Below are 14,813 nucleotides of genomic sequence, written 5' to 3' on the forward strand. Positions count from 1 at the left end.
ATTGATTTTATCCTTATACTTCCTTCGTATAATTCTATTTTATATAAAAAATATTTAGTTTTTATACTATAAATAATTTTTTTGTACGATTAATATAATAAAATTTTTAGTTTTTGAATGGAAGTTTATTTATAACGTTATCAAATTGAAAGTAATAAGATATCTTCTGAAGTTAACTATTAATTATAAATATAAAAAACTATTATGAAGTTGTGTATTTTTTGAATTTGATTTCAAATTAAAATTAATTTTAATCATTTTCAATAAGTCAATAATTCAAACCCCTTAGTTGTGACTGGATATATTACTTTTTTATTTTATTGATTTAAATAATTTAAGATAAAAAGATAATAATTAACCATTAAGAATTTGGGAAGAAAAAGTATAGGATAAGAAACAATCAGAAAGAAAAATATTTCCGTAACCCGTATTTAGAAAAGGATTTATTTTATGATTGTTTCTCTTGGATTTTTTGATGCCCCAGCCTATTTCCCAATACAAAATTTACCAAAAATATTTCCTAGCAGTTCATCATTAGAAACTTGTCCCACGATTTCCCCGAGGGCTTCCAAGGCACGTCGCAAATCAATGGCAATCAATTCGCTGCTTAATCCGTTTTGTAAACCTTCTTTACATAAAAGTAAAGATTCTCGCGCACGAATCAAAGCATTCACATGACGTACATTAGTTACAATTGTTTGAGAAGTAGACTTTTGAGATTCTATATACGAATACATGTTTTCTTTAAGTTCTAAAAGATCTGGATTTTGCTTAACAGAAACCATCAGTACTGTATATCTATGTAAAATTTCATCGGGAATTTCAGAAACAGTAAATTTGCTATTCTTATCCAGCTTAGTTAAACATACAATGATAGATACGTCTTCTCTCTGAAATTTAATAAGATCAGATTTTATCTCTTCCCAATTTAACTCTGTTACATCTGCCAAATATAATATAATTGTGGCTTCCTTAGCCTTTTCCAAAGCCTTGGCTACCCCGATAGCTTCTATTTGATCTTCCGTTTCCCGTAATCCCGCCGTATCTATAAATCGAAATTGAATACCATTAATAACTAACGATTCTTCAATGGTATCTCGAGTAGTTCCCGCAATATCGCTGACGATGGCCCTTTCCTCCTGTAATAAAGCATTTAACAAGGTTGATTTTCCTGCATTTGGCTTACCTAGAATAGTAACCGGAACCCCGTTTTTAAGAGCATTCCCGTAAGAAAATGATTCGATTAATGGATTAATAACCCCTAAAATCTTATCCATCAATTGTACTAATTGAGAACGATCGGCAAATTCAACATCTTCCTCTGAAAAATCCAATTCCAGCTCTAAAAGTGAAGCTAAATCCAATAATTCAACTCGTAATTCCTTGAGAAGAGAGGAAAATCCTCCCCTCATTTGAGATAAGGCCATGTCGTGACTGGCTTTATTTTCGGCCGAAATTAAATCGGCAACTGCCTCGGCCTGACTTAAATCTATACGTCCATTAAGAAAAGCACGTTGTGTAAATTCACCTGCCAGAGCTAATCGACACCCTTTTTTAAGTAATAAGGAAAGAATTTGCTGTTCAATATATTGGGAACCGTGACATGTAATTTCCACCAAATTTTCTGCCGTAAAAGTTTTAGGAGCTAAAAAAACGGAAACCATCACTTCATCAATCGTTTCATTTTCATCTTTAATAAAGCCATAATGAACCGTATGAGAAGGTACCTCATTTAGATTTTTACCCTTAAAAACAGAATTAACTAAAGAAATTGAATTTTTACCGGAAACCCTGATAATTCCTAATGCCCCTGTTCCCGGTGGAGTAGCTAATGCACAAATAGTATCTTCAAACAACATTAATATAGATAATAAAAAAACTAGTTAGGTTTACAAAGTTTATCAATATAAAGCTTCCCTTGCAGGTGATCGAATTCATGTTGGAAAATAGTACCGGTATAATCTTCGGCGCGACTTCCACCTAAAAATTTATGAGTAACCTTTTTTTCATTTTGGTCCGTATATTCCACCTCAATCCAGGCATAACGTTGCGAAGTTCCATATCGGTTAGGTACGGATAAACATCCGTCATTCTGAAAACATAGTAATTCGGTGGAATGGGAAATAATCCGTGGATTAATAGCAACTTCTACCGTTTTTTCTTCCTTATCCAATCGATAAAATAAAAAAACATTTCGATTTACTCCAATTTGAGGTGCTGCAATTCCTACTCCGTTTTCTTCCAACATAGTTAAGTACAGCTTCTTTATCAGCTGCTCCAAGTCTTTATTATTGTGTATTTTTTTTATTCGTTTAGAAGGTTTTCTAACAATCAGTGAATCCTCTTTGTGATTTATCTTTAAAACTCTTGCCGGAGAATCGGGTGACTGATAAATAATTGCTTTCTCTGAAGAAGTAAAACAACTTCCGCAAGATGTTAGTATGACAAACAATGCCAGATATGCTATTTTATACATTTTTTAAGGTTTGAGTTTTTTTGGGTTGTTGATTTTTATCAGTATTTTATTTTTACTATCCAGAAGTGTAGAAAAAAACTCGCTCATCTTTTGATACTCTTCTGAATCCTGAGGATTTACAAATGAATATTCCTTACCGGAACATAAGACTATCTTGTATTTAGTATCTTTCCCATCATACAAACGTTTACTCTCACCGCTTTTAATTTTTTCAAGTAAATGAATATCTAAAGTAGATTCTAATTTTTCCCAAACAACTTCAGGCGTTTTTTCCAGCTCTTTTGCGCTTGTGTTCGTTCTTCTGATAATTGAATGATACGAACTATTCTCTTGAGTAATCATAAAAGATTCTTCCCAACCATTCATCCCTCCGTAATTAGAATACTCAACTTTGCAAAGCTTATCCTTGCTAACCGTTTTAGGTTGCTGAGATTTACAAGCAAAGCAAGTAACCAGCATGATAACTAAATAGATAATTCTTTTCACTTTAGAATGAAATGCTTAAACTTTTAATTTTTTTTGAAAAAGCTGTCTACAAACTCATATTTATTAAAGGGTTGGAGATCTTCCATTTTTTCGCCCACTCCAATATATTTTACCGGAATTTTAAACTGGTCGGATATACCGATCACTACTCCTCCTTTGGCTGTACCGTCTAATTTGGTAACCGCTAAAGCACTAACTTCGGTAGCTGCCGTGAATTGTTTGGCCTGTTCAAATGCATTTTGTCCGGTGGAACCATCTAATACCAATAATATTTCATGAGGAGCATCGGGAATTACTTTTTGCATAACCCTTTTTATTTTACTAAGCTCATTCATTAAATTAACCTTATTATGCAAACGTCCCGCAGTATCAATTAATACCACATCGGCACCTTGCGCTTTGGCAGATTGAACGGTATCAAAAGCCACAGACGCAGGATCTGATCCCATGCTTTGTTTAATTATTGGAACCCCTACCCTTTCAGACCATATGACTAATTGATCTACGGCTGCCGCTCGGAACGTATCCGCCGCTCCTAATATAACTTTCTTTCCTTGTTGTTTAAATTGATAAGCAAGTTTTCCTATAGTCGTTGTTTTTCCAACTCCATTAACTCCCACTACCATGATAACGTACGGTTTTTTATCCTCCGGAATTTCAAATTCAGAATCAGAACTTTTATTTTCTGCCAATAAATTCATAATTTCTTCTTTTAGAATTTGATCTAATTCTGAAGTATTCATAAATTTATCTCTGGCAACCCGTTCTTCTATTTTTTTTATTATTTTAAGTGTGGTTTCAATTCCTACATCCGAAGAAATCAGCACTTCTTCCAATTCATCAAGAACCTCATCATCGACTTTACTTTTTCCTGCAATAGCTCTCCCAATTTTATCAAAAAAAGATCGGCTAGATTTTTCCAATCCCTTGTCTAATGTTTCTTTTTTCTCTTTTCCGAAAATTTTCTTAAACCAACTCATATAGGATATATAATATAACAAAAATAAAAAAAAAATCATTCACAATGAAGTGAATGATTTTTTTAAAACCTTAAAAACCTATGTTATGAAAACTATTTCTGTTTTAAAAATGTGTCTACGTTATCCGCATTCACAACTTTTTCTTCAAAAACGTAAGCTCCGGATTTAGGAGACTTAACCATTTTGATCACTTTGGTCATTTTTTTAGATTCTGTACGTAATGTTGCTACAACCTTCTTTGCCATGACTAAAATTTATTATTTAATTTCTTTGTGTATAGTATATTTTTTTAACACCGGATTGAATTTTTTCAATTCAATTCGTTCCGGAGTATTCTTTTTGTTCTTAGTTGTTATATAACGAGACACTCCCGGCATTCCACTCTCTTTATGCTCAGTACATTCTAAAATTACTTGTACTCTATTACCTTTCTTTGCCATTTTAATTTTAATTTTTAGTAATTGATAAGACCTTGTTTACGAGCTCTTGCTACAGCTTCTTCAATTCCTATTTTATCTATAATTCTTAAACCATGTGCAGATACTTTTAAAAATACCCAAGCATCTTCTGATGGTAAATAGAATTTTTTCTCCATCAAATTTATTTCAAAACGTCTTTTTGTTTTGTTATTGGCGTGCGACACATTATTTCCTACCATTGCACGCTTTCCTGTTATTTGACAAATTCTAGCCATTATCTTAAATCTAAATAATATTCTTTTTCCTTGAATCGGGTTGCAAATTAACAAATTATTTTTGACTCTACCAACTTTTTTACTTTTTATTTTTTGATATTGTGTTTCCTTTTTAGGGCATTCTTATTTATTTTATTTAAAAAGGTTTTGGATATCGCATAAGCCAATAATATTCCCGCCAGCAGCAATGCCAATCTGGCGATTACATCGCCGTATTTTACATAAGTTGTAAGTGAAGTATTTAAATTAATGTCCCCCCTTAAAGCCCCCCGTTTTCCATAGTCTAATTTTTCTACGATATCTCCCCGTTGGTTTATAAATGCTGAAATTCCACTATTGGCTGAGCGACCTATATCTCTTCTGGTTTCAATGGCTCGTAATCGCGCATAAGCCAACAGCTGCTTATGTCCTTGCGAATCGCTCCACCAAGAGTCATTGGTCATTATAAATAATGCGTTAGCTCCTTTTTTCACGAATTCTCCAACGTATTCTCCATATATGCTTTCATAACATATTATGGGAGCGGCTTTTAATCGATTCTTCGAATTTGTGAATATAGTCGGCTGGTCTTGTACTCCTAAACTTTCCATAGATCCGCCAAAATTCATCATATACTCTCCTAGTATAGGCTTTAATACGGATGCATAGGGGAAATGCTCTACTCCTACCACTAATTTTGACTTATTATAATATTGAACCGGATCATTCAAATTTACCTGTACGGCAGAATTATAAAGATCAATCCATTGGTTATACTGTTTGAGATAACGGGCTGTAGGAGTTTGTTGTTGGGTAAAATATTCAGCTAACGATCCTCCCGACACCAAACTTAATTGAGGATAATTTTTCATCCATTGCTTTATTTGAGTTATGTAGATATCGTTTTCAAGATTGTTTACCATTACGAATCCATTTCCCGGAAAAGCAGTTTCAGGGGCAACTACAAATTGTGTAGCAGGGGTTATTTCTTTATCTACTGTTTGTAATAATTCTTGAAGAATTACAGTTCCGTCCAAACGATACTTATCGGCATATGGGTCAAGTGCCGGTTGGGCTAAAACCACTTCTATTTTCTCAGAAGCTTTTTCATGATACGATTGATATCTAAGGAGGGAAATAGCCAGGGGAATTCCTATAATGGCCAGGTTATAGCATAGAGATTTCCATATATAGGTTTTATTATGCGTAACTTGATAAGCTCGTAGGTAATAAAAGAATATCAGGTTTGATGTTAACACCCATAAAGTTCCGCCCAAAGTGCCGGTTACTTCATACCATTGAATGACTTCAGGATAATTAGCAAAGGCATTTCCTAAATTAAGCCAGGGCCAGGACATTTCCCAAGTTAGATGAAATTTTTCAAAACAGATCCAAAGGGTTGGAAAGAAAATAATCCCGAAGCGAGTACCTGTTTTTCTTTTTACAAAATGAAAAAAAGTAAAAACGAAAGCCATTAACAAACTGTTTACGAATAGAGGAAACAAAAATGCCATCCAAGAATGAGACCCGTCCGGATTTTGGGCGAAATGTAGCCATTGGGTTGCTCCCCAGTTCCAAAGGAAAAAGGCTAAATAGGAAAATCCAAAAACCTTCCAATCGGAGAATTTTTCTTTTTTTACAGTAATATCATGTTCAACCAATAAAAGGGGAACAAAAGCAATAAACAGCAAAAAGGGAAAGCCATATGCAGGCCAAGACAGAGCAAGAAGCAATCCACTGACTATTGCCGGAATAAATCTTTTCATATACTTGTAAAAATAGTTATTTTTGAGTTTTTAAACGCTTCAAATCTATGAATAAATTATTTTTTATAGTTCTGCTCTCCTTGATTTTACTTTCGTGTAAAACTCATTACAGGGAATCAGTAAATACCTATACTACCCCACCCGAAGTAGGAATCCTTACTTCCGATTTACCCAGATACAGCAAACCTCCGGCATCCGTAAATCCTGTTAAATTAGATGAGTCTCTTCCTTCTTTAAAAAAAGACAGCATAGTTACTTCTGAGGATACCGTTTCTTCTGCCTACCACACAATTAATAGAGAAAACCCTTTAATTCAAACAGTTCCGGTATCCACCTTTTCATGGGAAATAGGAATACGCCAAACGCAGATTGTTGATGTACGAACATTAGTAGAATACAAAAGTGGCCATATATATGATGCTGTTAATATGAGTGTAGACGATCCCAGTTTTGAAAACCAAATTCAAGAATTAGATAAAAACAGCCCGGTAGCCGTTTATTGTAAATCCGGAATACGAAGTTTTTATGCGGCTAATGTTTTAAAAGATCATGGGTTTCAAATCATTTATAATTTAGACGGCGGGCTTAACAGCTGGTTGAAAAATGGAAAGGAACTTGTAAAGTAAAAAATAATTTTAATCATAAAATATATGAAGTCTATCTCAAAAATCTTAATTCTATGTTATTCAATTGTTTTACTTATAAGTTGTTCCATACGTGAGGAAATTACGTTCAATCCTGAAGGCAATCTTACTTATTCTTATTTGATTGATGCCGGTGAATTTATGAAAATTATGCCCGATAGTCTGAATAAAGGCATTTATAAAGACACTCTAATTTCATTCAACAACTTACTTACTCAAAAAAAGGATAGCATATCAAAATTATCGCTCGAGAATCAAAAAAAGGTAGAAGCACTTAAGCCCCTATTTATCAAAGTGCACCAGGATGAAAAGAAAGGGGAATTTTATGTATTGATTTACGGGGATTTTACCAATAGTGCGTCTTTAAATTCCGCTCTCGCCGCTTTAAATTCTATTGATAATTCAAAAAACAACCCTTCCAAAAACATGGAATTTCTAACCAACTCAACTTTTCATTGGAAGGGCAACGTATTTAGTAAAAAGTCCGTGAAATCCGAAAGTTTAAAAAATGATTCTGTGGCTCAAAGCATTCTCCCCTTATTCACGGGTGGTACTTTTAAAACCATTTATACGTTTCCGAAAGAAATAAAGAAAGTAAACAATTCTTCGGCCGTAATTTCTCAAGACAAAAAAAGTCTTTCTATGGTATTTGATGCTTCCGAGTATTTGGCTGCTCCTCAAAAAACGGATTTAAAAGTGGAGTTGGTAAAATAATTACATAAAAAATTAGTACTTAGTACAATTTTTATTTTATACTTTTCGCAATGAAGCAACAAGATGCCGGTTTCAGTTGTAAAATCTAAAACAGCCTCCTAGTAACTCATTTACATTTATTTACATATTTTGTACCTTTGCGTTGTTAAATAGTAAATGTGTACTATGAATTCTCAAACTCAGATAAAATGCCCGAATTGTGGAAATGTAATTGATGTGAATGATATCCTTAAACATCAATTAGAAGAATCCATAAAGAAAGAATACCAAGAAAAATTTCTTTCTTCTCAAAAAGAGCTTCAAGAAAAAAACAATTTATTGGAGCGGCAAAAAGAAGAATTTGAGGCCAAGAAAAAGAAAGAGAATGAAATTTTTCAGGAAAGACTCTCGAAAATAACCAAAGAAAAGACTCTTGAAATTGAAAGTTATCTGAAAAAGAAAATTGAGGAAGAGAATCAAGAACGCATTTTTCTTTATGAAAAAGAATTAGCCGAAAAATCTGAAAAGCTTCAAGAATTAAATAAGATGCAAGCGGAGATTTTCAAATTAAGTAGAGAAAAAGAAGAGTTGAAAGCCGTTTTTGAAGCAGAAGCTCAAAAAAAATTAAATGATGAACTTCTACGAGAAAGAGAAAAAATTCGCAAACAAGAAAATGAAAAAAATGAGTTAAAGTTTAAGGAGTTACTTAAACAACTGGAAGATCAGAAAAGGCTCACCGAAGAAATGAAGCGAAAACAAGAACAAGGATCCATGCAATTGCAGGGAGAAGTTCAGGAATTAGCTATTGAAGAATGGTTAGCTCAAAATTTTCCTTTAGATACTATCAACGAAATAAAAAAAGGGGTCCGTGGTGCCGACTGCCTTCAAATTGTAAATACCCGTGAAATCCAAAATTGCGGCTCAATTTATTATGAAAGTAAAAGAACAAAAGATTTCCAAAACTCATGGATTGAAAAATTCAAAAATGATATCCGTGAGAAAAAAGCAAACACCGGAGTTCTTATTACTGAAGTAATGCCTTCAGACATGGACCGAATGGGAATGAAAGAGGGCATTTGGATTTGTACCTATAATGAATTTAAGGGGTTGAGTGCCGTTTTAAGACATTCCATCATTCAATTCAGCACCATTATTAAATCCCAAGAAAATAAAGGCGATAAGATGGAAATGCTCTACGATTTTCTTACCGGAAATGAATTCCGTTTACGTATTGAAGGTATTGTTGAAGGATTTACTCAAATGCAAGACGAGCTTAGTAAAGAAAAAAGGGCTATGATGAATATATGGTCCAAACGAGAAAAGCAAATCGAAAAGGTAATCGAAAATACAATTTCCATGTACGGCTCCATTAAAGGAATAGCAGGAAATGCAATTCAAAATATACAGGCTTTAGAATTAAATTCTGACGAAACCTTAGGCTTTGATGAATAAATAATATACACAATACTAAAAAATATACTTCTTTATATATAATTTAGAATTATATTTGCAGTACTCTTCAATAACATAACCTAAAAAAAAAGTCTATGGAAAAAAATATCTTTGAAGGCACTCCTATTGAAGATCTTCACCCAAATGACATCGCAGAACAACTTGAAGAGCTTTCCGAAAAAGATCGGATTTTAAACTTTTTTCTGCTTCCTCGTAATCAAAAAACGGATGTTTTTACGTATTTAGATCCTAAAATTCAACAAGAATTGTTGCATGGTTTAGGTAAAAAAGACATTGCCGATTTGTTAAACGAAATGGCTCCGGATGACCGTACAGAATTTTTTGTGGATCTGCCGGACGATCTTATTAAAAACACCATAAATTTATTAGACGAAAACGAGAGAAAAATTGCTTTACAGCTTTTAGGATATCCGGAAGACAGCGTAGGACGTTTAATGACGCCCAATTATATACAAGCTAAAAAATACTGGACAGTAAAACATACCTTACAACATATTAAAAAATATGGAAGGAAAGCAGAAACTCTAAATTTCATTTACATTGTCGATGAGAATGACAAGTTACTGGATGACATCAAAATAGGAAAGTTATTACTTGCCGATGATGACAGTAAATTGGAAGAATTAGGAGATGACAATTTCATTGCTTTAAAAAGCATGATGAACCAGGAGGATGCCATTCGCGTTTTTGAAGATTATGACCGAAGCACCCTTCCAGTTATTTCCGAAACCGGGGTATTGGTTGGTATAGTTACCGTGGATGATATCTTGGATATTGTTAAGGAACGTGATACGGAAGATATACAAAAATTTGGTGGTGTGGAAGCTTTGGATATTCCTTATCGTGATACTCCACTCTTAACTTTATTTAGAAAACGGGCCGGATGGTTAATCATACTTTTTCTTGGAGAAATGCTTACCGCCAGTGCTATGGTCCATTTTGAAGAGGAAATTGAAAAGGCCGTGGTTTTAGCCCTTTTTGTGCCTCTAATTATATCCAGTGGGGGAAATTCCGGATCTCAAGCGGCTACCCTGATTATACGGGCTATGGCTTTGCATGAAATCAAATTGAAAGACTGGTGGTACGTTATGAAAAAAGAAATTTTTTCGGGTCTATTATTAGGGATCACTTTAGGAGTAATTGGTTTCATCAGAATACTTATATGGCAAAATCTTAATTTTTACGATTATGGTCCTCATTGGTTGCTCATCGGAATTACGGTTGCTACTTCACTTATCGGAATCGTATTATGGGGAACTCTTTCCGGTTCTATGATTCCTTTCATTTTACGTTTATTTAAATTAGACCCTGCTACTTCCTCTGCTCCTTTTGTGGCAACGATGGTGGACGTAACCGGATTAATTATTTATTTTACTATCGCTTCTCTTATTTTAAGTGGTGTGTTACTCTAAATTTATTCTAATTTACGTAAATACGTTAATTGGTATTCAGGAACTAGTTCGGGATGTATGATTTTAATGAGATCCGATAATACTTTATCCGCATAAATGCTTCCGTACTCGTAGTAGTCATTAGCGAATGATTGGTTTTCTTTGTTATTTAATGCATATACGTTTCCTGATTGATATGCTTTAAACCATTCATAGTTTGTATTGGAATTTAACAAATCTCTTTTGGATTTAAAATTACTGGTTCCTATCCATAAATCGGCATTTTTAGCTTTACTTAGTACTTCTTCAAAAGTCATGGGAACAGATCCTGAATTTTTATTATCCTGCCATAAATAATGAGCTCCCGCATCTCTGAAAAGAGTAGCTAAAAAGCTTTTTCCTCCTGCCATATACCAGGAATCTCCATACATAATTCCGGTAAAAACGGTGGGTTTCGTACTAATATGAGCCGATTTTTCTTTTAATTTTAAATAGTTTTCTTTTACTATAGAAAAGATGCTGTCGGCCTTTGGGAGCTGTTTAAAAACTGTTCCGAATAATTTTAGATATTCTGTTTTTCCTAGTGGGTGTAATTCCATAAATTCTTCTACATAAAGAATTTTAATACCCTGTTTAGACAGTTGATTTAAAATTTTTTCATAATTGGGGTTATGTCCGGATATAATTAAATCTGGTTTTAAAGCTAAGATTTTTTCAAAATTCAACGTTCCGTCATTTCCTATATCTTCGATGGTATTGTTTTTAATTTTCTCTTTGATTTTTGGATTATAGAAATAATGGGGTGAACAAACACCTACAATGGAGTTAATCTCTCCCAATGCATCAATATACGCCGAGGCAGAAGTAGTAGTAATTACACATCGTTTACTTTTATAATGCTGGGGGAAAACTAAACGACTGCCCGCAGATGTTATAATTAGTTGATTATTTTCGTTTTGAATTGAAAAATTAGTCGCGTATTCGTTTTTAGAAGCAACGGATTTTTCAAAAGATTTTCTGCAAGAAAATAAGACAATTGCAAATACACAAAAAATGAATATTTTCCTCATAAACAATTCATGATTTTCGTTACAAAACTACTTAAAGTAAACATTTTTTTAATTTATAAATACACATATTTTTATTTTAGCAGTATATCGATTCAAATCTTATATATTATCCCAAAATTAAGACTTCCTATTTTGAACTTTTTTTGAACTTTCTATTATAATCGTTTTTTTATTCATTACTATTTTAAAATTTAAAATCTTTAGTTATATATAATATATAAGAATATAGATTTTAGGGATATATAAATATATCAATTATTATAAAATTTATAATTTTATTGTTTATCCTATATTTTTTTTGATATTTTTTTATTATATTTTAAATCTCGGGGAGAATTATCGCTCTCCCCGTGATATTTATTACTCATATTAAATTTATAATATTTTTTGAACTATTTTTATCTATGAAGAGAAAGATATATAAAATATATAATATGACTTAAAATGGATAGTTAAAATTTATTGAAATAGCTACGATAATTTTAAAATTAACTATAATAATTATTAAAAAACAAATGCCAAAAAAAGTATTTTTTTGGCATTTGAAATTTATTTACTCTTTTTGATTAAATAAATTATTACAAAATTTTAGTGTTAATAAACCCTGATTACGAATTTATTACATCAAATGTAAGAAATTTAACCTTTGGCTGTTACCGTAATTTAATAATTAAAATAATAATTTCAAAATAGATGAATTATTCACAATATATATCTTGTATTATATTTTATCTCTTAAAAAATAAGATGAAAAAATAATAATTATCAATAAGTATAAAATTTACATTATTTATATTAAATAAAAATTATGTTAAAAATTAATATTTTAAAAACAAACCCATTATTTTATCCATCATTTTATTGAAAATCATTGTTTTATATACCTAAACAAATTAAAATATGAGATATTGAGCTTAGTATTTCTTATATTTTTATGAAATTATATATTCATAAAATTTATAAAAACTAAAATTAATGTTTGATTCATTTTTATTTTTTATCTTAGATTAGCTATTATGTTTATAATTAATTATTTGTTTTCATTAAAAATTAATTTTATTGCTGTTTTAATAGAATGATAAAAGCAACAAAACAAGAAAAAGACATAGCTCTTGAAATATTACATTGTGCTTTCTTTAATGTACTTATTCCAAATTCAATTAACTTCACGATAAAAAAGATCATAAGAGGCATGAAAGATTAATAGCTCCAATGGATTATCAATTTCAAATGTCAATGAAATATGGAGAAGTTTTTATTTGTGATGACAAAAATGGCTATGTATTATATATCGATAAATATATTCCAGTTTACAAAAGATTAGTTGGGAAATTGAACTTCTTTTAAAATGTATAGGCATTGAGAATACTTTTAAAACCCTGAAAAAGAGAAAATATTTAAAAACTCCTACCCTTTTAACTTTTGATAAATTAAAGGAATTTATTAATTATCATATGGTTAAGTATCTTAATATAATCGGCTCATTACTCAAATCCGTTATTTTCAATGCTATATTTGTCTAATAATCAATAAATCACAAAATAATGCAGAAAAATTTAGATTACTATTCATGACTATATTAAAAGGAGGATAAATATTTAAAATGATTGTGGGAGAGATAATTCCCAAATAAAAAAACCGCTAATCTTTTGAATTTCAAAATGATTAACGGTCTTTGAGTACCCCAGACGGGACTTGAACCCGTACAGCCTAATGGCCACAGGATTTTAAGTCCTGCGTGTCTACCAATTCCACCACCGGGGCATTAGTATTTTTAGTATTTTAATTATCAAACCTGAGCGAAAAACGGGACTCGAACCCGCGACCCCGACCTTGGCAAGGTCGTGCTCTACCAGCTGAGCTATTTTCGCGCTTCAATTAACGTCTTTCTTGTAAATTGGTTTGCAAATATAGAATTGATTTTTCTTATCTGCAAACTTTTTTTTCATTTTTTAAACTATTTTTACTCTTACATGATTTATACCATTAGTATTCAATCTATTAAAAAATTACTAATTTAGTAACGCTTAGGCTAAAAAGGTTTCAAAACTTCTATTTATATCTGATTTATGCATCTTCAACTTAAAAAAAAGAATAGAATTTTTATTAATTGTTTATATTTGTCGAAAAGTTATTCAAAATTTAAAAGTGAAAGCAAGAAAGGAATTTACAGCGGGTATAATAGTAATTGTAACTTTATTAGCCTTTTGGTGGTTGTTTAAATTTTTAAAAGCGCAAAACGTTTTTACAAATCAAAACACCTATTATGTAAAATATAATAAAGTAGAAGGCTTATCTAAATCTAAAAATGTAAATATAAACGGCTTAAAAGTCGGAATGGTGGAATCTATCATTCCTGTACCAACCAAAACTAAAAATATAAGCTTTATTGTAGCAATAAATGTTGATAAAGATTATAAATTTTCTAAAAATTCTGTAGCTCAAATAGTTACCAGTTTTATGAATGGTGCAGAAATTAATTTGGTTTTAGCTGAAGATCAAGCAGAAATAGCAAAAACAGGAGATACTTTGAAAGGAAGTTTATTGCCGGGCCTAATGGATTTAGCCGAAGAAAAGATAAAACCAATTAGTGATAATGCCAATAAAGTTTTATTAAGACTGGATTCCACTCTAGCTTCAACTAATAAACTTCTTAATGAAAAAAACCGTCAAAATATAGAATCTTCTTTAGCAAATTTAAATCAAGCTATAGCAGAATTCAATAAATTAGGTAAAGGGGCTAACCAATTACTGGCTAATAATTCTTCAAAAATTAATTTAGCTATTGATAATGCCAATAAAATGATGGTAACAACCAATACTACGGTTGAAAAATATGGAATGATGGCTGATAAGATCAATAAAGCAGATTTAGATGTTGCCGTTAAAAAATTAGAATCAACGTTAAATAATCTTAACGAAATATCCGGTAAAATAAATTCGGGAGAAGGCTCAATGGGCAAACTAATAAATGATCCCGGTTTATATACTAACTTAACTCAAGCTTCGAAAAATTTAAGTGTTTTATTGGATGATTTAAAAACCAATCCAAAAAGATATGTTCACTTTTCAATTTTCGGAGGTGGCGGAAAAAAGAGTAAATAAGAAGGAACAGCCAAATAATATAGTATGTTATAAGGGTTGAATATCCACTAATACAC

14 protein-coding genes and 2 tRNA genes are annotated in these 14,813 nt (G+C 31.6%); 5 read left to right on the forward strand and 11 right to left on the reverse strand.

The window, feature by feature from the left end; genetic code table 11:
• Window positions 1–485 precede the first annotated feature (485 nt).
• The 8 genes from mnmE to lnt form a co-directional block, all read right to left on the reverse strand.
• Window positions 486–1,859, reverse strand: a complete 1,374-nt coding sequence (mnmE, locus tag GFU93_RS07490) for a tRNA uridine-5-carboxymethylaminomethyl(34) synthesis GTPase MnmE (protein ID WP_160568446.1) — start codon at window positions 1,857–1,859, stop codon at window positions 486–488.
• Window positions 1,860–1,879: 20 nt separating this feature from the next.
• Window positions 1,880–2,476: a peptide deformylase gene (gene def / locus GFU93_RS07495; RefSeq protein ID WP_160568448.1), complete on the reverse strand. Its 597-nt coding sequence runs from the start codon at window positions 2,474–2,476 to the stop codon at window positions 1,880–1,882.
• A gap of 3 nt (window positions 2,477–2,479) precedes the next feature.
• Window positions 2,480–2,962 carry a hypothetical protein gene (locus GFU93_RS07500; RefSeq protein WP_160568450.1) on the reverse strand — a complete coding sequence of 161 codons (483 nt, stop codon included), beginning with the start codon at window positions 2,960–2,962 and terminating at the stop codon, window positions 2,480–2,482.
• 23 nt (window positions 2,963–2,985) lie between these two features.
• The gene (gene ftsY / locus GFU93_RS07505; protein ID WP_105297294.1) at window positions 2,986–3,942 is read right to left on the reverse strand and encodes a signal recognition particle-docking protein FtsY; all 957 of its coding nucleotides are present in this window, start codon (window positions 3,940–3,942) and stop codon (window positions 2,986–2,988) included.
• Between the two features lie 92 nt (window positions 3,943–4,034).
• The gene (locus tag GFU93_RS07510) at window positions 4,035–4,187 is read right to left on the reverse strand and encodes a DUF4295 domain-containing protein (RefSeq protein WP_105297293.1); all 153 of its coding nucleotides are present in this window, start codon (window positions 4,185–4,187) and stop codon (window positions 4,035–4,037) included.
• A 12-nt stretch (window positions 4,188–4,199) separates the two neighbouring features.
• Window positions 4,200–4,382, reverse strand: coding sequence for a 50S ribosomal protein L33 (gene rpmG / locus GFU93_RS07515; protein ID WP_055425117.1), 183 nt, complete (start codon window positions 4,380–4,382; stop codon window positions 4,200–4,202).
• 14 nt (window positions 4,383–4,396) lie between these two features.
• Window positions 4,397–4,636, reverse strand: a complete 240-nt coding sequence (gene rpmB / locus GFU93_RS07520; protein WP_055425116.1) for a 50S ribosomal protein L28 — start codon at window positions 4,634–4,636, stop codon at window positions 4,397–4,399.
• 86 nt (window positions 4,637–4,722) lie between these two features.
• Entirely contained in the window at window positions 4,723–6,381 is a 1,659-nt protein-coding gene (gene lnt, locus GFU93_RS07525; protein ID WP_160568452.1) for an apolipoprotein N-acyltransferase, read from the reverse strand.
• A 47-nt stretch (window positions 6,382–6,428) separates the two neighbouring features.
• On the opposite strand from lnt, the gene GFU93_RS07530 reads away from it, so the two are divergent.
• The 4 genes from GFU93_RS07530 (at window position 6,429) to mgtE (ending at window position 10,603) form a co-directional block, all read left to right on the forward strand.
• Entirely contained in the window at window positions 6,429–7,007 is a 579-nt protein-coding gene (locus GFU93_RS07530) for a rhodanese-like domain-containing protein (protein ID WP_160568454.1), read from the forward strand.
• Window positions 7,008–7,031: 24 nt separating this feature from the next.
• A complete protein-coding gene (locus tag GFU93_RS07535; protein ID WP_160568456.1) occupies window positions 7,032–7,739 on the forward strand; it encodes a hypothetical protein in 708 nt (235 codons plus the stop codon).
• Between the two features lie 165 nt (window positions 7,740–7,904).
• Entirely contained in the window at window positions 7,905–9,170 is a 1,266-nt protein-coding gene (locus GFU93_RS07540; protein WP_105297289.1) for a DUF2130 domain-containing protein, read from the forward strand.
• Window positions 9,171–9,265: 95 nt separating this feature from the next.
• Window positions 9,266–10,603 (forward strand): magnesium transporter, encoded by a 1,338-nt coding sequence (gene mgtE, locus GFU93_RS07545; protein WP_160542736.1) that lies wholly within the window; start codon window positions 9,266–9,268, stop codon window positions 10,601–10,603.
• 2 nt (window positions 10,604–10,605) lie between these two features.
• Here the strand turns inward: mgtE and GFU93_RS07550 are convergent, their stop codons facing one another.
• The 3 genes from GFU93_RS07550 to GFU93_RS07560 form a co-directional block, all read right to left on the reverse strand.
• Window positions 10,606–11,652: an ABC transporter substrate-binding protein gene (locus GFU93_RS07550; protein WP_160568458.1), complete on the reverse strand. Its 1,047-nt coding sequence runs from the start codon at window positions 11,650–11,652 to the stop codon at window positions 10,606–10,608.
• A 1,680-nt stretch (window positions 11,653–13,332) separates the two neighbouring features.
• Window positions 13,333–13,416: transfer RNA gene (locus tag GFU93_RS07555), tRNA-Leu, on the reverse strand.
• Between the two features lie 34 nt (window positions 13,417–13,450).
• Window positions 13,451–13,523 (reverse strand) — tRNA-Gly (locus tag GFU93_RS07560).
• Between the two features lie 277 nt (window positions 13,524–13,800).
• Here GFU93_RS07560 and GFU93_RS07565 point away from each other — a divergent pair.
• Window positions 13,801–14,757 carry an MlaD family protein gene (locus GFU93_RS07565; RefSeq protein WP_160568460.1) on the forward strand — a complete coding sequence of 319 codons (957 nt, stop codon included), beginning with the start codon at window positions 13,801–13,803 and terminating at the stop codon, window positions 14,755–14,757.
• Window positions 14,758–14,813: the final 56 nt, after the last annotated feature.

The organism is Apibacter sp. B3546, assembly GCF_009827885.1.
Lineage (GTDB): Bacteria > Bacteroidota > Bacteroidia > Flavobacteriales > Weeksellaceae > Apibacter.